At 68.0% G+C, this 17,917-nt stretch carries 19 protein-coding genes and 1 pseudogene; 11 read left to right on the forward strand and 9 right to left on the reverse strand.

Annotated elements, in window-relative coordinates; all coding sequences use genetic code 11:
* Nucleotides 1-72: 72 nt before the first annotated feature.
* Nucleotides 73-636 carry a DUF5134 domain-containing protein gene (locus tag ACZ5ZX_RS25240; RefSeq protein ID WP_465504436.1) on the forward strand — a complete coding sequence of 188 codons (564 nt, stop codon included), beginning with the start codon at nucleotides 73-75 and terminating at the stop codon, nucleotides 634-636.
* A 157-nt stretch (nucleotides 637-793) separates the two neighbouring features.
* Here ACZ5ZX_RS25240 and ACZ5ZX_RS25245 read toward each other — a convergent pair whose 3' ends face one another.
* From ACZ5ZX_RS25245 to kstD, 7 genes are all read right to left on the reverse strand, one after another.
* Nucleotides 794-1,249, reverse strand: a complete 456-nt coding sequence (locus ACZ5ZX_RS25245) for a riboflavin kinase (protein ID WP_465504437.1) — start codon at nucleotides 1,247-1,249, stop codon at nucleotides 794-796.
* 102 nt (nucleotides 1,250-1,351) lie between these two features.
* Complete coding sequence (locus ACZ5ZX_RS25250) at nucleotides 1,352-2,101, reverse strand: class I SAM-dependent methyltransferase (RefSeq protein WP_465504462.1); 750 nt, start codon at nucleotides 2,099-2,101, stop codon at nucleotides 1,352-1,354.
* 52 nt (nucleotides 2,102-2,153) lie between these two features.
* Nucleotides 2,154-3,017: a MaoC/PaaZ C-terminal domain-containing protein gene (locus ACZ5ZX_RS25255; protein WP_465504438.1), complete on the reverse strand. Its 864-nt coding sequence runs from the start codon at nucleotides 3,015-3,017 to the stop codon at nucleotides 2,154-2,156.
* Between the two features lie 9 nt (nucleotides 3,018-3,026).
* The gene (locus ACZ5ZX_RS25260; RefSeq protein WP_465504439.1) at nucleotides 3,027-4,052 is read right to left on the reverse strand and encodes a 2Fe-2S iron-sulfur cluster-binding protein; all 1,026 of its coding nucleotides are present in this window, start codon (nucleotides 4,050-4,052) and stop codon (nucleotides 3,027-3,029) included.
* The gene (locus tag ACZ5ZX_RS25265; RefSeq protein WP_037304005.1) at nucleotides 4,049-4,309 is read right to left on the reverse strand and encodes a hypothetical protein; all 261 of its coding nucleotides are present in this window, start codon (nucleotides 4,307-4,309) and stop codon (nucleotides 4,049-4,051) included. Before ACZ5ZX_RS25265 ends, ACZ5ZX_RS25260 begins: the two co-directional genes overlap by 4 nt.
* Nucleotides 4,306-5,445, reverse strand: coding sequence for a Rieske 2Fe-2S domain-containing protein (locus tag ACZ5ZX_RS25270; RefSeq protein ID WP_465327995.1), 1,140 nt, complete (start codon nucleotides 5,443-5,445; stop codon nucleotides 4,306-4,308). Before ACZ5ZX_RS25270 ends, ACZ5ZX_RS25265 begins: the two co-directional genes overlap by 4 nt.
* A complete protein-coding gene (gene kstD / locus ACZ5ZX_RS25275; RefSeq protein WP_465504440.1) occupies nucleotides 5,442-7,112 on the reverse strand; it encodes a 3-oxosteroid 1-dehydrogenase in 1,671 nt (556 codons plus the stop codon). Before kstD ends, ACZ5ZX_RS25270 begins: the two co-directional genes overlap by 4 nt.
* Nucleotides 7,113-7,211: 99 nt before the next feature.
* Here kstD and ACZ5ZX_RS25280 point away from each other — a divergent pair, with 99 nt between their 5' ends.
* The 5 genes from ACZ5ZX_RS25280 to hsaB are packed head-to-tail and all read left to right on the forward strand — an operon-like array spanning nucleotide 7,212 to nucleotide 12,345.
* Entirely contained in the window at nucleotides 7,212-8,810 is a 1,599-nt protein-coding gene (locus ACZ5ZX_RS25280) for an FAD-binding protein (RefSeq protein ID WP_465504441.1), read from the forward strand.
* Between the two features lie 43 nt (nucleotides 8,811-8,853).
* Nucleotides 8,854-10,029, forward strand: coding sequence for a 3-hydroxy-9,10-secoandrosta-1,3,5(10)-triene-9,17-dione monooxygenase oxygenase subunit (hsaA, locus tag ACZ5ZX_RS25285; RefSeq protein WP_037304000.1), 1,176 nt, complete (start codon nucleotides 8,854-8,856; stop codon nucleotides 10,027-10,029).
* The gene (hsaD, locus tag ACZ5ZX_RS25290; protein ID WP_465504442.1) at nucleotides 10,029-10,877 is read left to right on the forward strand and encodes a 4,5:9,10-diseco-3-hydroxy-5,9,17-trioxoandrosta-1(10),2-diene-4-oate hydrolase; all 849 of its coding nucleotides are present in this window, start codon (nucleotides 10,029-10,031) and stop codon (nucleotides 10,875-10,877) included. The genes hsaA and hsaD overlap by 1 nt, the downstream gene beginning before the upstream one ends.
* Entirely contained in the window at nucleotides 10,877-11,794 is a 918-nt protein-coding gene (hsaC, locus tag ACZ5ZX_RS25295) for an iron-dependent extradiol dioxygenase HsaC (RefSeq protein ID WP_044854335.1), read from the forward strand. The genes hsaD and hsaC overlap by 1 nt, the downstream gene beginning before the upstream one ends.
* Entirely contained in the window at nucleotides 11,791-12,345 is a 555-nt protein-coding gene (gene hsaB / locus ACZ5ZX_RS25300; RefSeq protein ID WP_465504443.1) for a 3-hydroxy-9,10-secoandrosta-1,3,5(10)-triene-9,17-dione monooxygenase reductase subunit, read from the forward strand. The genes hsaC and hsaB overlap by 4 nt, the downstream gene beginning before the upstream one ends.
* On the opposite strand, the gene ACZ5ZX_RS25305 is transcribed toward hsaB, so the two are convergent.
* Nucleotides 12,311-13,342, reverse strand: coding sequence for a fatty acid desaturase family protein (locus tag ACZ5ZX_RS25305; RefSeq protein ID WP_465504444.1), 1,032 nt, complete (start codon nucleotides 13,340-13,342; stop codon nucleotides 12,311-12,313). The genes hsaB and ACZ5ZX_RS25305 overlap by 35 nt on opposite strands.
* A gap of 127 nt (nucleotides 13,343-13,469) precedes the next feature.
* Here ACZ5ZX_RS25305 and ACZ5ZX_RS25310 point away from each other — a divergent pair, with 127 nt between their 5' ends.
* The 4 genes and pseudogenes from ACZ5ZX_RS25310 to ACZ5ZX_RS25325 form a co-directional block, all read left to right on the forward strand.
* The gene (locus ACZ5ZX_RS25310) at nucleotides 13,470-14,261 is read left to right on the forward strand and encodes a tyrosine-protein phosphatase (protein WP_465504445.1); all 792 of its coding nucleotides are present in this window, start codon (nucleotides 13,470-13,472) and stop codon (nucleotides 14,259-14,261) included.
* Nucleotides 14,262-14,423: 162 nt separating this feature from the next.
* A complete protein-coding gene (locus ACZ5ZX_RS25315; protein WP_465504446.1) occupies nucleotides 14,424-15,608 on the forward strand; it encodes an HNH endonuclease signature motif containing protein in 1,185 nt (394 codons plus the stop codon).
* A 325-nt stretch (nucleotides 15,609-15,933) separates the two neighbouring features.
* Nucleotides 15,934-16,113 (forward strand): hypothetical protein, encoded by a 180-nt coding sequence (locus ACZ5ZX_RS25320; RefSeq protein ID WP_465504447.1) that lies wholly within the window; start codon nucleotides 15,934-15,936, stop codon nucleotides 16,111-16,113.
* Between the two features lie 45 nt (nucleotides 16,114-16,158).
* Nucleotides 16,159-16,299 (forward strand): annotated as a pseudogene (locus tag ACZ5ZX_RS25325) (transposase); the annotation flags it as partial.
* An 88-nt stretch (nucleotides 16,300-16,387) separates the two neighbouring features.
* Here ACZ5ZX_RS25325 and ACZ5ZX_RS25330 read toward each other — a convergent pair.
* Nucleotides 16,388-16,756: a nuclear transport factor 2 family protein gene (locus ACZ5ZX_RS25330; RefSeq protein WP_465504448.1), complete on the reverse strand. Its 369-nt coding sequence runs from the start codon at nucleotides 16,754-16,756 to the stop codon at nucleotides 16,388-16,390.
* A gap of 94 nt (nucleotides 16,757-16,850) precedes the next feature.
* On the opposite strand from ACZ5ZX_RS25330, the gene ACZ5ZX_RS25335 reads away from it, so the two are divergent.
* Nucleotides 16,851-17,762 carry an RNA polymerase subunit sigma-70 gene (locus tag ACZ5ZX_RS25335; protein ID WP_465504449.1) on the forward strand — a complete coding sequence of 304 codons (912 nt, stop codon included), beginning with the start codon at nucleotides 16,851-16,853 and terminating at the stop codon, nucleotides 17,760-17,762.
* The last annotated feature ends 155 nt before the right edge of the window (nucleotides 17,763-17,917 follow it).

Raw genomic sequence — 17,917 nt, forward strand, 5'->3', positions numbered from 1 at the left:
ATCACCTCATTGCCCGATGGTGTACTAGAGCAGCACCTGCCACGGTGAAGGGAACACCGGCCGGGAGGTGCCATGTCCGGAGTCGTCGCTTGGACCCTGACCGCGGTGTTCGCCGCGCTGGTGCTGCCGTGCGTGCTGAGACTCGTCCGACTGGACTACCGCCAGGTGGGCGCGACGGTCCGCAACGGGGATCTGGCCGAACTGCTGCTCGTCGTCGCCATGGTCGCGATGCTGTCCCCGGTGGGCGGCCCGATCCCGGCGGCGGGCTGGCAGGCGGTGCTGGCGCTGACCGCCGGATGGTTCGCGGTCTCGTGGTGGAAGGGCCGGCGCTCCGGGCACGCCACCTGCGGGCACCACGCCGTCTCCGCCGCTGCGATGCTGGTCATGGTGACGTTCATGCCCCACAGCGAGGTCTCCCACGGGCCGTGGCTGGTGATGTCCGGCCCCGACGTCACCCCGGCGCTCTGGTTGTCGCTGGTTTTCGGCGGGGTGGCGGCGTATTTCGCGGTGGACGCGGTGCGGGCCGGGATGCTGGCGGCGCGGGGTGACCCGGGCACCGGACAGGTGTCGCGGTGGGTGTGCCGGGTGATCATGGGGCTGGGGATGGGCTACATGCTGCTCGGCGCGGCCGTCTGACCGCATTTAGCGGGCTAATCGCGTTCAGGTGGCAACGCGTGCCGGGCAGGGGCGGGTCGTCGGAGCGCGGCGATCCGTGACCGTTCACCGCCGAGAGGTTACCGAACGTGACGCTGCAGCTTGGTCCTCTAGTTCGCGTTTAGCGGGCTGATCGCGTTCAGGTGGCAACGCGGCGCACGACCCCGTCCCCGGCGTCGCCCGGGTCCGGCAGGCCGTCGGCCGGGTTGCCCGCGGCCCATTCGGCGGTGTTCGCGATGTCCTTCTCCAGCGCGACGATCAGCGCCTCCGACGACGGGTATGCCTCCTGCTCCCGCAGATGGCTCCCCAGCCAGACGGTCAGCACCTCGCCGTAGAGATCCCCGGTGAAGTCCAGCAGATGTGCCTCGACGAGCCGGTAGCCGTCGGCGCCGTAGTACGTCGGCCGCCTGCCGACCGAGACCGCGGCCGCGATCCGGGTGCCGTCGGCGCGTTCGGCCCAGCCCGCCCACACCCCGTCGCCGACCTGGCCGTCCTGGTCGCGCAGCGCGATGTTGGCGGTGGGGAAACCCAGTTCCCGCCCCCGCTGGTCGCCCTTCTCCACCTGGCCACGGACCACGAAGTATTCCGCCGTCATGCCGCTCCCGTCCCCGCCGTCACGAAAGCCATGAATACCACGAGCCGAACCGGAGGTCGACCGCCGTCCACGCGGCGAGAGGTGTCCACTGTGTACTGAAGATCACGTGGTGACGAGCCGGTACCCGAGGTCCAGCTCGGTCCGTCCCAGCAGGCCGACGTGATGCCGGTGCCAGTGCCCGTCCGCGAGGTCGGCGCGCAACCGGCCGACCGCCTCCGCGACGACGTTCTGGTCCAGCAGCGCGACACCGGACATCCCCGCGCGCACGCGTTCCGACAGGTAGGCCTCCGGCCTGCGCCAATACGCGCCGAGGAAGCCGTCGACGCAGTCCGAGGGCACCGGCAGCGGGGTCACCGACGGCGTCCCGCCCGCCGTGGTCAGCTCCTCGACGATCCTGTCGAGGCAGGCCAGCCGGCTCTCGTGCTCGGCGATCTCCGGCAGATAGTCACGCACCAGCCAGAAGCGGGCGAACACCGCTTGGTCCCAGGTCAGGATCACCTGGCGGCGGGACACGCGCCGCAGTTCGGCGAGCCCGGCGGTCACGTCCGTCCAGTGGTGCACGGTGAGCACCGCGAGAGCGGCGTCGAAGGCGCCGTCCGGGAAGGGCAGGTTCTCGGCGCACGCCTGGACGGCGGGTGCCGCGGTGGCCGGACGCTGTTCGATCATCCGCCGCGACGGCTCGACGGCGAGCACGTCGCGGCCTTCCGGTTCGTAGGAACCGGCTCCGGCGCCGACGTTGACCACCGAGCGCGCGTCGCCGAGAGCGGCGGTCACGGCGGCCGCGATCCGGGGATCAGGACGTCTCGATCGCGCGTAGTCCCGGCCGAGTTCGGCATACGGGTCCGAGATCAAGGGGCGCACCCGGCCGAGTTTAGCCAGAGTTCTGACCAGCGGGGACAAGGATTCAGTCTGTCGTGGTCAACAAAGTGTCCGAAAGAACGGGCGCGTCGTCCCGATCGGGGGCGGTGGTCATGATCATCAGCCCGGCGGGCTCGCGCCAGACGCGGGTCCGCAGCGGTTCGCCGGGGAAGACGACGCCGGCGAACTTGGCCGAGAACGACGCGACGCGGGAGGCGTCGCCGTCGAGGAATTCGTCGGTGACCGCCTTCGCGATGACGCCGTAGGTGCACAAGCCGTGCAGAATCGGCTTGTCGAATCCGGCCGCCGCGGCGAACGCGGGATCGGCGTGCAGGGGGTTGCGGTCCCCGCAGAGGCGGTAGAGCAAGGCCTGCTGCGGCAACGTCGGGGTGTCGATCACCGCGTCCGGTTCCCGCGAGGGGAGTTCGACGCGATCGGACGGTCCGCGTTCACCGCCGAAACCCCCTTCGCCACGGGCGAAGATGCTCGACCGCAGTGTCCATAGTGGAGTCCCGTCGGAATCGGTGGCGACCGTCTCGTTCACGATCACCGCCGCCTTGCCCTTGTCGAAGACGTCGACGATCCGGGTCCGGGCCACGGCCTTGCCGGAGGCGGGGATCGGCCGGTGCGCGATCACTTCCTGCTTGCCGTGCAGCACTTTCCCGAGATCGACCTCGACGCCGGGAAACGAGACCGCGGGCGGTTCGAACACGCGCAGGTTCGCCGCCACGGTGGCGAACGTCGGCAGGACCTGGAGGCCGTCCTCGTAGGTGTAGCGCAGTTCCCGCGGGCTCAGCGGATCCGAGCCCGCGCCCAGCGCCAGATGGTAGAGCTGCACGTCCGACGCGGTCCAGGCGAAACCCACCTCGCCGAGATCGGCACCGATCGCGACCGAAGGATCGATGGGCACGGAAAACTCCTACCCGTAGGTGACGGTGACCTCATCGGTCAGCGGCAGGGACTGGCAGGCCAGCACGATGCCTTCGGCGATGTCGTCGCCGTCGAGGACCTCGTTGTTCAGCATCTTCACCTCGCCGGAGGTGATCCGGCAGGCGCACGCGCTGCACTGGCCTTCGCGGCAGGAATAAGGCGCGTCGAACCCCTTTTCCAGCAACAGGTCCAGCAGCTTGGTCCGGCGTGGCCACGCCAGCTTCCTGGTCTCGCCGTCCAAGGAGACTTCGAGTCCCGCCGGGGTCTCGGCCTCTTCGACGGCGACGGGTTCGGCCACCTCGAACGGATTCCCGCCGAGGGAAAGGAACCGTTCCAAGTGGACGCGTTTGCGCGGTACGCCGAGCTCCTTGAGCACGGTGCGCGCGGCGTCCATGAACGGGGCCGGGCCACAGATGAACGCCTCGTGCGCGGTGTACGGCCGCACCAAGGCGCGCAAGTGGGCCTCGGTCGGCAGGCCCTGCAGGCTTTCCAGCCAGTGCAGCACGATCAGCCTGTCTTCGTGCTTCGCCGCGAGGCCGGCCAGCTCCCGTGCGAAGATCACCGATCGCTCGTCGCGATTCGCGTAGAGCAGCACCACCTTGCCGGTCCCGTGCGCCAGCGCCGATTTCAGGATCGACATCACCGGCGTGATCCCGCTGCCGCCCGCGAGCAACAGGAAGTCCTCGTCGAGCGAGGCGGGGCTGAACACCCCGGCGGGCGGCAGGACCTGGACCTCCTGGCCCGCGCGGAGGTTGTCGCAGAGCCAGTTCGACCCGTAGCCGTCGGCGGTGCGCTTGACGGTGACCTGGACGCGGTTCTCGTGCGGCGCGCTGGAGAGCGAATAGCAGCGGGCCACCGACCCGGTCCGCTCGCTCGGCACGCGGACGGTGAGGAACTGCCCTGGGGTGTAGGCGAAAACCGCGGCGTGCTCGGCCGGGATGTCGAAGACGATCGAGCGCGCGTCGGCGGTTTCGGTGATGACCTCGGCCACGGTCACGGTGACGGGACCGCTCATTCGGGCACCTCCAGCAGGCCGTCCTTCAGCGCGGCGTCGATGCTGTCGCTGAGGTTGGCGCAGGTGTCGAGCAACGCCGTCTGGGCCCCGGACGCCTTCCGCTCCGCGAACACCGGGCAGCTCGCGGCCGCGTCGGTGGTCCACTGGATGCTGGTGTGCTGCACGCTGTTCTTCTTGACCAGCACGCAGGTCCCGCACGTCCGGCAGGCCAGCGGGCGCAGCCCGGCGGTGAGGAATTCGACGGTCTCGGGCTTCACACCCCGGCCTCTTCCGCCTGCTGCCGTGCCAGGTTCTCGGCCACCTCCGCCGCCCAGACCTCGTTCGCGCGGCTGGTGTCCACTTCGAACTCGAAGCGCCGCGTCATGTCCTCGGTGACGTCGGCGGCGTCCACATAGAACTGGTCGTACCAGCGGCGGAGCTGGTACACCGGCCCGTCCTCCTCGCACAGCAACGGGTTGTCGATCCGCGTCTTGTTGCGCCAGATCTCCACGTCCTGCAGGAAGCCGACACCGATGCCCTTGGCGAACTTCCCGGCGATCTTGTCCGCGTGCTCGTCCGAGATCCCGGGGAGCTTCTTCACGATCACGCCCCACTGCAGCACGAACGAGTTCTCGGTGACCGGGTAGTGACAGTTGATCAGCACGTTCTCGATCTCGAAACCCTGGTAGGTGTTGAGCAGGGTGTTGATCATGTACGACGGCCCGAAATAGGACGCCTCCGACCGCAGCAGGTTCTCCTCGCCGCCGTAGTTCGACGCCATTCCCTTGTCCGGACGGCCCTTCGTGTTCAGGTACTGCGTGGCGATATGCCCCTCGAACACGTTCTTGAAATAGGTCGGGAAGGCGTAGTGGATGTAGAAGAAATGCGCCATGTCGACCATGTTGTCGATGATCTCGCGGCAGTTGGAGCCCTCGATCAGGACCGAGTCCCAGGTCCAGTTGCTCCACTCGCCGTTGAACACGCCCTCGATCCGCGGGATGACGACGTCCTCGGGTGGCGGGTTGCCCTCCGGGTCGTTCCAGACGAACAGCTGCTTGTTCTCCTCCAGCACCAGCCACGACTTCGTCCGCGCCCGCAGCGGAACCCTTTTGGCGTAAGGGATCGAGGCGCATTTGCCGTTGCCGCTCCAGCGCCAGTCGTGGAACGGGCAGGCGATCTCGTCGCCCTTGACCTCACCCTGGGTGAGGTCACCGCCCATGTGGCGGCAGTACCCGTCGAGCACGTTCAGCTTGCCGGACGAATCGGCGAAGACCACCAGTTTCGTGCCGAAAGCCGTGATGGCGTGCGGTTTCCCGTCCCGGAACGGTTCGGCCAGCCCGAGACAGTGCCAGCCGCGCGCGAACCGCGAAGGGGGCGCGCCCGCGTCGATCTGCCGTACGGATTCCGTCGTCATCGGCTGCCTCCCGAGTTGGTCTGATCTTGCAGCGCGAGATGCTCGGCCGCAAGGTAGCCGAACACCATCGCCGGGCCGATCGTCGCGCCGGGGCCGGCGTAGGTGCGGCCCATCACCGCCGCGCTCGTGTTGCCCGCCGCGTAAAGCCCGTCGATCACCGAGCCGTCTTCGCGCAGGACACGCGCGTGCCGGTCGATCCTCAACCCGCCCTTGGTGCCCAGGTCACCGGGCACGATCTTCACCGCGTAGTACGGCGCGACGTCGAGCGGGCCGAGGCTCGGATTGGGTTTGTTCCGCGGGTCGCCGTAGTAGTGGTCGTACGCGCTCCGCCCGCGGTGGAAGTCCTCGTCCTCGCCTTGGCGGGCGAAACCGTTGAACCGCTGGATGGTGGCTTCCAGCGCGTCTGCCGGGACCTCCATCCGTTCGGCGAGTTTCGCGATCGTGCTCGCTTTGACCGCGATGCCCGCTTTGAACCAGCGGCCGGGCAGCGGTTGGCGCGGGCCGAGGCCGGTGAACATGTACCGGTTGCGGTTGCGCTGGTCGAACACCAGCCAGGTCGGGATGTTCTCGCCGGGTCCGTCGCCTTCGCCGTACATCGCGTGGACGGCCTCGACGTAGGGCGCCGATTCGTTGACGAACCGCTCGCCTCGGGCGTTGACCATCAGACAGCCCGGCCGCGACCGTTCGGCGAGCGCGAACCACGGGCCGCCGGTCAGCGGGATGGAGGGGCCCCACCAGGCGTCGTCCATCAGGTCGGTGGCGGCGCCGAGTTTGAGCCCGGCGCCGATGGCGTCTCCGGTGTTGGCTTCGGCGCCGACGGTCCACTCGGTGCCGATGGGCGCGCGCTGGTACTTGACCCGCATCTCCTCGTTGCGCTCGAACCCGCCCGCGCCGAGGACGACGCCGAGCCGGGAGCGGATGAGGACCTCTTCACCCTGACGGCGGACCACGACGCCGATCACGCGGTCGCCTTCGATCTTGAGGTCCACCAGTGGCGTGTTCAGCCAGACGGGGACATCCGCTCGCCGCAGCCCCTCGCGCAACCCGGCCGCAAGCGCTTGCCCCATGGAAAGCAGCCGCTGACGGCGGATCCGGCCGACCAGCCAGCGGCCGCCGAGGCCGAGGACACGGACGATCCCGCGCGGATGCCGGGCGAGCAGGCTCAGCCACCGGTAGTCCGCCTGGGTGATCGGGACGCCGAGCGGGGGAGCGCTGTAGGGCGGCTCCAGATTCGCCAGCTCCGGCCCGAGCAGATTGCCGTCGAGGGCGGCCGGTTCGACCGAGCGTCCACCGGCACGCCCTCCCGGGGCTTCGGGGTGGTAGTCCGAGTAGCCGCGGACCCAGCGGAAGCGCAACGGCGTCTTCTCGCAGACGAAGGACAAGACCTCGGGGCCGCGGTCCAGGAACGCCGACCGCAGTTCGGCCGGGACGACGTCACCGACGATCGACTGGAGGTACTCGTGCGCCCGCTCCGGGGGTTCGTCGATCCCGGCCGCGCGCAGGGCGTGGTTGCCGGGGATCCAGACGCCGCCACCGGAGCGCGCCGTCGAACCGCCGAAGTGGGCGGCCTTCTCCACGACCAGGACCTTGAGTCCCCGGTGGGCTGCGGACAGTGCGGCGGTCATCCCGGCGGCACCACTGCCCGCCACGATCACGTCGTAGTCCATACGCCCCTCACCTGGAACACGTTGTAGGAAGCATGTAGCAGCATCCGCGCTGCTCCAGTCACCATAGACGAGAACGTGTTCTAGTTCTAGGGTGGGGGCATGGACTCCCTCGTCGCGGATGTGGTGATCGTGGGTTTCGGTGCGGCGGGCGCCTGCGCGGCGATCGAAGCGGCCGACGCCGGTGCCCGGGTGCTCGTGCTGGACCGGTTCTCCGGCGGTGGCGCGAGCGCCGTGAGCGGTGGGGTCGTCTACGCCGGAGGCGGGACGGCTCAGCAGCGGGAAGCGGGCGTCGACGATTCCGTCGACGCGATGTACGACTACCTGCGGCTCGAGGTCGGTGACGTCGTCTCCGAGGAGACCCTGCGGCGGTTCTGCGCGGGCAGTACGGAGATGATCACCTGGCTGGAGGGCAACGGCGTCCCCTTCGAGGGCAGTCTGTGCCCGTACAAGACGTCGTATCCGAGCGACGCGCACTATCTGTATTACTCGGGCAGTGAGGCGGCGGGCGGCTTCCGCGACGCGGCCAAGCCGGCGCCGCGCGGTCATCGCGTCAAAGGTCCCGGTACTTCGGGAAAACTGCTGATGAAGCGACTCATGGAGGCCGTCCGGAGTCGTGGGATCGAGGTGCTGCCGCAGACCGTGGCGCGAAACCTGATCATCGACGAGAACGGGACCGTGACCGGTGTCGTCGTGTCCACCCTGCGGGACGCGCCCGCCCGGGTGCGGGCCACGCACCGGAGACTGGCCGCGTATGCCGCGAAACCGGGGATCTACGTGCCTTCGATGCGGAAGTCACTGCATCGGCGGGTGGAGCGGATCGAGCGTCGGTACGGTCGTGAGCTGCGGATTTCGGCCACGCGCGGGGTGGTGCTCGCGGCGGGCGGGTTCATCGCGAACCGCGAGATGGTGCGGGAGCACGCACCCGCGTATCGCGGCGGGCTGGCACTCGGGACGTCGGCGGACGACGGGTCCGGCATCCGGCTCGGCGTCGAGGCGGGTGGGGCCACCGCGGAACTCGGGCGGATCTCCGCCTGGCGGTTCATCACCCCGCCGTCGGCGTTTCTTGGCGGTTTGCTCGTCGACAAGGCCGGCGGCCGGATCATCGACGAATCGCGGTACGGCGCGGCCGTCGGCGAACGCATGGTCACCGAACACGGGGGGCGCGGCTGGCTGCTGGTCGACGACGCCATCGTGCGGGAGGTCCGGCGCGACGCTCGCGGGCAAAGTCAGTGGTTCCAAGGACTTCAGGTGCGTTACCTGCTGCGGCAACGCGTGGTCGCCGATTCGCTCGAAGGCGTCGCGCGCAAGGCCGGTGTCGATCCGGGCGGACTGGCCGCCAGTGTGGAGGCCGCCCGCTCCGGTGCCGATCCGACGGGTAAACCCGCCGAGTTCGCGCGGCCACTGGACCGGCCGCCGTATTCGCTGATCGACGTCTCGATCCGGCCCAACATCGGTTATCCGTGCCCGATGCTGACGCTGGGTGGCCTGGTCGTCGACGAGGAGACCGGCGCCGTCCGAGCCGTCTCCGGGGCGCCCATCCGCGGGCTGTACGCGGCGGGCCGGACCGCGGTGGGAATCTGTTCTAGGTCCTATGTGAGCGGTCTGTCGTTGGCCGATTGTGTGTTTTCCGGCCGCCGTGCCGGAGCGCACAGTGCCCTCGACCGGGGATCGGTCGACAAAAACGAGAACGTGTTCTAGTCTTGGATCCGGTTCACGGTCGATGGCGAGAGAGGGAACGCATATGAGCGAGCACGCCGCGCAGGACGTGATCGCGGGGATCCGGGAGCTCCTGCCGGTCCTGCGAGAGCGGGCGCAGGAGGCGGAGGACGCCCGGCGCATTCCCGAGGAGTCCGTCAAATCCCTGCAGGAGACCGGATTCTTCAAACTCCTGCAGCCGAAGACGTTCGGTGGCCTCGAAGCCGACCCGGTGAGCTTCTACACGTGCGTCAAACTCGTCGCGAGCGCCTGCGGGTCCACCGGCTGGGTCGCCTCCATCCTCGGCGTCCACCCGTGGCACCTCGGGCTGTTCGAGGCGCAGGCACAGCAGGACGTCTGGGGCGACGACCCGGACGTCCGGATCTCCTCGTCGTACGCGCCGATGGGCAAGGCGGACGTCGTCGACGGCGGCTACCGGCTCAGCGGGCGCTGGAGTTTCTCCTCCGGCTGTGACCACGCGACCTGGGTGCTGCTCGGCGGCCCGGTGTTCAAGGACGGCAAGCCGGTCGACTTCTGCACCTACCTGGTGCCGATCTCCGACTACACGATCGAAGACGTCTGGGACACCGTGGGCCTGCGCGGTACCGGGTCCAACGACATCATCGTGAACGACGTCTTCGTCCCGAAGCACCGCGCGCTCAGCTTCATCGCGACGTCGAAGTGCAAGACACCGGGCCAGGAGATCAACCCCGGTCCGCTGTACAAACTTCCCTATGGTTCGGTGCATCCGAGCACGATCACCGCGCCGATCATCGGGATGGCGCAGGGCGCCTACGACGCGCACGTCGAGTACCAGGGCAAGCGGGTCCGCGCCGCCTACGCGGGTGAACAGTCCAAAGAGGACCCGTTCGCGAAGGTACGTATCGCCGAAGCGGCGAGCGAGATCGACGCGGCCTGGCTTCAGCTGACGCACAACATCGACGAGCTGTACCAGCTGGCGTGCAAGGGGGAGAAGCTGCCGTTCCCCACCCGGCTGCGGGTGCGCCGCGACCAGGTCCGCGGGACGGAACGCGCGATCTTCGCGATCGACAGGCTCTTCGAAAACTCCGGTGGCCGTGCCTTGCAGGCCGGAACCCCGATCCAGCGGTTCTGGCGCGACGCTCACGCCGGCCGCGTGCACGCGGCGAACGACGCCGAGCGCGCCTACGTCATGTTCGGAACCGGCGCCTTCGGGCTGCCCGTCGAGAATGCGATGGTCTGATGACCGAAGGAAAGTACGTCACCGTCCAAGGTGGACTGAAGCTGCACTACCACGAGGCGGGCGGGGAACATCCGGAGACGGTGATCCTCCTGCACGGTGGTGGCCCCGGCGCGTCGGCGTGGAGCAACTTCGGCCGGAACCTGCCGGTGTTCGCCAAGAACTACCGGACACTGGCCATCGACCAGCCGGGGTTCGGCCGGTCGGACAAGCCGACCGAGCATCCGCAGTACTTCCGCCACAGTGCGGACGCCGTCGTCGGGCTGATGGACGAACTCGGCGTCGAGCGCGCGCATTTCGTCGGCAACTCGCTCGGTGGCGGGACCTCCGTGCGGCTCGCGCTCAACCACCCGAAACGCGCCGGGCGGCTCGTCTTGATGGGCCCTGGCGGGCTGAGCCTGAACCTGTTCGCCCCCGATCCCACCGAGGGCATCAAGAACCTGGGCCGGTTCAGCGCCCCGCCGGGCCCGAGCCGCGAGAAGCTCGAAGCCTTCCTGCGGATCATGGTGCACGACCAGTCGCTGATCACCGACGAACTCATCGACGAGCGGTTCGCCGCCGCGAGCGCGCCCGAGTCGCTGGCCGCGATGAAGGCGATGGGGAAGTCGTTCGCCCAGCCCGACACCTACGAGGAGGGCATGCTGTGGCGTGAGGCGCATCGCCTGCGCCAGCGGGTGCTGCTCATCTGGGGCCGGGAGGACCGGGTCAATCCGCTCGACGGCGCCCTGCTCGCGCTGAAGACGATCCCGCGCGCCCAGCTGCACGTGTTCGGTGGTTGCGGGCACTGGGCGCAGCTGGAGAAGTTCGAAGAATTCAACCGGCTGGCACTCGACTTCCTGGGAGCCTCCTGATGGGTATCCGTTCGCTCGCCTACCTTCGCATCGAAGCCACCGACATGGCCGCGTGGCGCGAATACGGGCTGAAGGTCCTCGGCATGGTGGAGGGCTCCGGCACGAATCCGGACGCGCTCTACCTGCGCATGGACGATTTCCCGGCCCGGCTGGTGATCTTCCCCGGCGAACGGGACAGGCTCGCGCAGGCGGGCTGGGAGGTCGCCAACGCCGGTGAACTCGACGAGATCCGGGCCTCGCTCGACGCGCACTCGGTGCCGTACAAGGAAGGCACGCCGGATCAGCTGGCCGATCGGCGGGTGGACGGTCTGGTGTCCTTTGAGGACCCCTCGGGCAACACGCTCGAAGTCTTCCACGGGGTCGCGTTGCAGCATCGGCGCGTGGTGAGCCCGTACGGCCACAAGTTCGTCACCGGTGAGCAAGGGCTCGGGCACGTCGTACTGTCCACAAGCGACGATGAAGCGTCACTGCGGTTCTACCGGGACGTCCTCGGTTTCCGCCTGCGGGACTCCATGAAGCTGCCGCCGCAGATGGTCGGCAGGCCCGCCGACGGCGCGCCCGCGTGGCTGCGGTTCTTCGGCTGCAACCCGCGTCACCACAGTCTCGCGTTCCTCCCGATGCCGACCCCGAGCGGCATCGTGCACCTGATGGTCGAAGTGGAGAACACCGACGACGTCGGGCTCTGCCTCGACCGGGCCATCCGCCGGAAGGTGCCGATGTCGGCCACCCTCGGTCGGCACGTCAACGATCTGATGCTCTCGTTCTACATGAAGACCCCCGGCGGATTCGACGTCGAATACGGCTGCGAGGGAAGGCAAGTGGACGACGAGAGCTGGATCGCCCGAGAGAGTACGGCGGTATCCCTGTGGGGACACGACTTTTCAGTCGGCGCACCTCGAGTATCAGGTCAGTCGTGACCCCGGTGACGGACGTCGAGGCGGAGATCGATGCCACCCGGTTCCGGATGGTGCTGGGGCACTTCTGCACCGGCGTCGCCGTGGTGACCGGACACGACGGCAAGGCACCGGTGGGGTTCGCGTGCCAGTCGTTCGCGGCGCTGTCGCTCGATCCGCCGCTGGTACTCTTCTGTCCTGCCAAGACTTCCCGGACCTGGGCGGTGCTCGCCGAGTCCGGCCGGTTCGCGGTCAACGTGCTCTCCGAGGACCAGCAGGACGTCAGCGCGGTGTTCGGCGCGCGGGGCGCGGACAAGTTCGCCTCGATCGACTGGACCCCCGCCCCGTCCGGCTCCCCGCTGCTGACCGGGGCGCTGACCTGGATCGACTGCGCGCTCGAAGCCGTGCACGAGGCGGGTGACCACTACGTCGTCGTCGGCCGGGTCACCGCGCTCGGGGACGCATCCGATGCCCGGCCGCTGCTGTTCCATCGCGGCCGGTACACGGTGACCGAGCCGGTGACCGACGACCTCGCGGCGCTCATGCCCTGGCCGCGTCCCGACGATTGGCTCTGATCGGCTCGCCCGCTTCGTGCAGGCTGCGCAACGCGAGTTTGTAGGACTCGGCGAGCCCCGTCTCGTGGTACGGCACGCCGATCTCGGCGCAGTACTCCTGGACGATCGGCCGGGCACGGCGCAGATGCGGCGACGGCATACTCGGGAAAAGATGGTGCTCGATCTGGTAGTTGAGCCCACCGAGCGCGACGTCGACGATCCGGCCACCGCGGACGTTGCGTGAGGTGAGAACCTGCTTGCGGAGGAAGTCGAGTTCGGTGTCACCGGACAGGATCGGCATCCCCTTGTGGTTCGGCGCGAAGATCGATCCCATGTAGACACCCCACAGTGCTTTGTGGACGATGAAGAAGACCAGTGCCTTACCGGGGGAGAGCACGACGAGCAGCGCGCTGAAGTAGAGCGCGAAATGCGCCAGCAGCAACGCCGCTTCGAGCCACCGTGCCCGCAGACCCGGCTTCGCCACCGCGCGCAGACCCGAGAAGTGCAGGTTGAGGCCTTCGAGCGTGAGCAGCGGGAAGAACAGGAACGCCTGATAGCGGCCGATGAACCGCGGGATACCCTTGCTGGCCCTCGCCTGATCCTTCGACCACACGAGAATGTCCGGATCGACGTCGGGATCGAGATCCTCATGGTTCGGGTTGGCGTGGTGACGGGTGTGCTTGTCCATCCACCAGCCGTAACTCATGCCGATCCCGAGGTTGCCCGCGATCCGGCCGGCGATCTCACTCGGGCGGCGGGTCCGGAACACCTGGCGATGCGCGAGATCGTGCGACAGCAGCGCGATCTGGCCGAACATCACCGCCAGGAACACGGCGATCCCCAGCTGCCACCAGGAATCGCCGATCGCGAAGAACGCGACCCAGCCGGAGACGAAGAGAGTGGCGACCAGGGCGATGCGGAAGACGTAATAGCCCGGTCGGCGGTCGAGGAGGCCCGCCTCGCTGATGCGGCGGGACAGGCGGGCGAAATCGCTGCCCGTGCGGAGGTTTGCGGTCACCCTGGTGAGTCTGGTTCGGATCGGGGGTGGGGTGAATGCGGTGCGCAGGTGGGCGGAGGCGGGGGTTGGCCCTACCCTGGGGGCGGCGGGGTGTAGGGAGTCGCAGGGATGGGACGGTGGTCACCTCATGAGGAAGAGCAGGGTCGTGACCTGGGAAGGCTTCCACAACTGCAGAGACCTCGGTGGGTTACCGACCAGGTCGGGACTCAAGACCTGTCATGGCGCGTTCTTCCGGGCGGCGGACCTTCGGTTCGTCACTACCGCGGGCTGGGCCCAAGCACGGAGATCCGGTGTTCGAACCGTCGTCGACCTGCGGAACGCGGACGAGATACGGCACGGAGCGGAGGAGGAGTCCCTGACGGCTCTGGGCGGCTCAGCCCAATTCTCGCCCACTGCCACGGGTGCGGTCACTCCGCCCGGCATCGAGCGAGTCGAGATGCCCCTCGACGACGTCCGAGATGTGGACCTCTGGCGGTACATCAACAGTGAGCGGCTCAATGGCAGCCCTCTCTACTACCGTGTCTTCCTCGAACGGAAGCCTGATCGCTGTGCCGCGGCCATCACGGCGCTGGCCCGGTCCGGCCCCGGTGGTGTCCTTTTCCACTGCGGCGCAGGACGAGACCGGACCGGTCTCGTCACACTCCTCCTGCTGGCACTGGCCGACGTCGAACCCGAAGCGATCGCGGCGGACTACGAGATGTCCATCGAGGCGGTGAAGTCGCTTTTCGCCGCCATGGGCGTGGAAGACCAAAGTCCGTTCATTCAGTCCGTGCTCGCGGAGCGCGGCACCACGACCCGGGCGGCCCTTTTGGACACCCTCGACGGACTTGACGTTGAGCAGTATCTCCTTTCCGCCGGTGTCGGCAGGGACGATCTTGAAGCCATCCGGGGCAGGTTGCTGGGATCACAACCCGCCTGACATCTGGGTTCTGCCGCGGCCGACGGCGTTGGTGTCTTCCCGTTCGTCATTTCGGGCTTTCCTGTGCGGCCCGTTTCAGCTGAACCCTTGCGTTCACTCTCCGCGTAAACCCGATCACATATCTCCTGGATGTAGAACACATGTTCGAGTATGATCAAGGGTATGACCACATCTCTTGCCTTTAATCCGAAGGCTGCTCGTTTTCTGGATACCGCCTATGAAGAGGAGGTCTTGCTTCGTCGGGCGCAGGGGCGGCAGGTACGTTCGATAGCGGGTTTCGCCGCGGTGGGTGGTTCGCGAAGATCGGTGACCGAGGAGGTCGCGTTGGCCTTCTCGGTCTCCCGTAACCAGGCGTTCCTGCTGGTCGAAACCTCGTGTGCGCTGGTGACCCGGTTGCCGAACACGCTGGCAGCGCTGGAAAAAGGCGACATCGATCTCTACAAGGCCTCGAAGGTCAGCCAGCTGACCCGCGAGGTCTCCGACGAGATCGCCGCCCGGGTGGACGCCTGGATGGCCAAGCGCCTCGCCGGGCGAGATCCAACGGCGATCCGGAAATCGGTGGATCGCGCCGTGCAGAAGTTCGATCCCGACGGCTACCGGGAACGCGCCGCGGCGAAACGCGCGTTACGGCATGTCTCGCTGGAACACGAGGACGAGACGATGTCGAAGCTGTCGGGCTGGCTCCCTGCCGAGGTGGCCAGTTCGATCTATGCGTCGCTGAGCCACGCTGCCAAGGCCCGCCGCATGACCGACAAGTCCCGGACGCTGGATCAGCACCGTGCCGATCTCTTCGCCGAACGGCTCCTCGCCGAAGACGGCCACGGCGAACCACGCGCGCACATACACGTCTATGTCGACTTGCAGACCCTCATCGGCGCGCGTGAAGATCCCGCGACCCTGGCCGGCTACGGCCCTGTCCCCGGCTGGCTGGCCAGGGAGATCGCCGCCGACCCGAACTCGACCTGGTCGCGGCTGATCACCGATCCCGCGACCGGCCAGATTCTGGAAGCCGGCCCCGGCACCTACCGATCCCCGGCCTCGCTCGCCCGCCTGATCAAAGCCCGCGACCGCGAATGCACCCACCCCGGCTGCCACCGCCCCGCCGAATTCTCCGAAATCGACCACATCACCACCTGGGCCCGCGACGGCGGCACCGACCACCACAACTGCCACGCCGCCTGCAAAGTCCACAACCTGCTCAAAGAAGAACCCGGCTGGTCCGCCACCCCCACCGGCAACGGCGGCATGACCATCACCACCCCCACCGGCCGCTCCTACACCACGACACCCGAACCACTCCACGACCCACGCCCCACACCAGAGGAGAACGACACCCCGCCCTTCTGACCGGCTTGACGTACCCAAAGCCACCCGGATGCGGGCCCGGGTGGTGGTACCGACGCGCCCACGGACACGTCCGGTCTACAACTAGGGCGTGGCCGGTGGTCGGTGGCGTAGTCACCGGCAGGTGATCAACGCGGTTCGGGCCGTGGAAGACCGCGCATGAGCGGTTGTGGAAGTGGACCGCGGACGAGACTTGGGACCGGATCCTGGAGCACGTCATCGTCAAAGACGACTCGCTGGGAACGCTGGAGGATAACGCCGAGTTCGTGATCAGTGTCGATTCCATCAGCGTCCGGGCGCATCAGCACGCGGCCGGAAAAGGGGCTGCATGGACTGGATCGTGGCATTCCCCGTCGACGGGAAATGCCACGGACGGTCCCGCGGCGGACTGACCACCAAGCTCCACCTGGCCGTCGACGCGGCAGATCTGCCGCTGGCGGTGATCCTCACCCCGGTCGGGCCGGGGACAACCCGCAACTGCTCCGCCACTGTTGGACGAGATCCGTGACATCGACGTGGGTGGCCACCCGACCACCCGACCACCCGACAGGCGACCTTCGCCCCCGACCTCTACAAGCTCCGCAACGTGGTCGAGCGGTACTTCAACCGCCTCAAGCAATTCCGAGGCCTGGCAACACGTTTCGCCAAACGAGCCGCCTATCACCGCTCCGAAATCATCCTCCACCTCCGATGAAGATCCCCAAGACACGCCCTAAGCGCGTAAAAGTCCCCTTCCCGTCGCCGAGCCGAGGAAGGAGTCCTTCACGCGCCCCACGGGGCCGCTACGCCTGCGCAGCGGCCGCCCGAGCCGCGTCGAACGGAGTCCGGTCGAAAATGATCCGCAGCTCCACGATCTTCCCCTCCCGCACGGTCAGCATCTCGGCGCCAGGCGCGCTGGCCACCGGCAGGGTCGCCGTGTCGTACATCAGCAGCGCGGTCGTCTCGTCCCCGAACGCCGAAAGCAGGCTCGACCCGGTCAGGATCTGGGTGAACGGCCCCATGAACCCGCGAAACGCCTCCGCGCCTTCAAGGCGTCCGGCCGGGGCGTGGCAGACGATGTCGTCGGCGACGTAGGTCATCGCCTTCTCGAAGTCCTTGCCGGTCCACGCCTGGTGGTAGGCGAGCGCGACGTCCAAAGCTGGGCTGGTCATGATGGTTCCTTTCGTCGGCTTTCACCAGGTTGGACACCACTGTCGCCCGAAACGGAACGGTGCGCCGCGAAAAAGGTCGTGACAAGATCGGCCCGTGGGCACCACGGCAACGGACGAGCACGCGTTTCGCGAGCTCACCAGTACCTATCGTCACGAGCTGCACCTGCACTGTTATCGCATCCTCGGTTCGCTCACCGACGCCGAGGACGCAGTCCAGGAGACGCTGCTCGCCGCGTGGCGCGGCCTCGACACCTTCGAAGGGCGCTCCTCGCTTCGCACCTGGCTGTACCGCATCGCCACCAACCGGTGCTTGAACATCCTGCGCGACACGGGCCGCCGTCGCCCACCCGAGCCGGTGCCACCGTTCGACCCGCCGGAGCCGAGCCGTCGCGGCGAGGTCACCTGGCTGGAGGCGTACCCGGACGAGCTCCTCGAGGACAGCGAGCCCGGGCCCGAAGCGCGCTACAGCACCCGCGAGGCGGTCGAACTCGCCTTCATCACCGGCCTCCAGCTCCTCCCGCCGAGGCAGGCCGCCACACTCGTCCTGCGGGACGTCCTCTGCTTCCCGGCCGGTGAGGTCGCGAGCATGCTCGGCACCACCGAGACCGCGATCAAGGGCATGCTTCAACGCGCCCGCGCCTCACTCGACAAGCACCGGGCCCGCGCTGCACACCGTCCGTCGGCGCAGGAGCGCGTGCTGACCAGGCGATTCGCCGACGCCTTCACCGAGGGCGACCTCGACGGCGTCCTCAGCCTGCTCACCGACGACGCCTGGCTCGCGATGCCGCCCGCGCCGCACGAGTACCACGGTCGCGACGCGATCGCCGGATTCCTCCGCGTCACCATGGCCATTCCCGTGGAGGGGTTCACCATGACGCCGACGCGCGCGAACAACCAGCCCGCGTTCCACTGCCGTCATGGCGAGGCGCCGGCCGGGCTGATGGTCCTTACTCTGGACGGCGACCGGATCCGTGCCATCACCCGGTTCCTGGATCGGAGGTCGTGAGTGGCGATTCGGGTTCTGGCCAAGGGTGTTTTAGGTACCTACGGCGGTCGCGGACGACCGTCACGAGCCTCAGTAGCACCACCCGCCGCAACGGCTGCGCGTGAAGGCCCCCTTCCCTCGGCTCAGCCGAGGAAACTCGACCTTCACACCTTCCC

It is taken from the genome of Amycolatopsis sp. NPDC033938 (assembly GCF_055575975.1).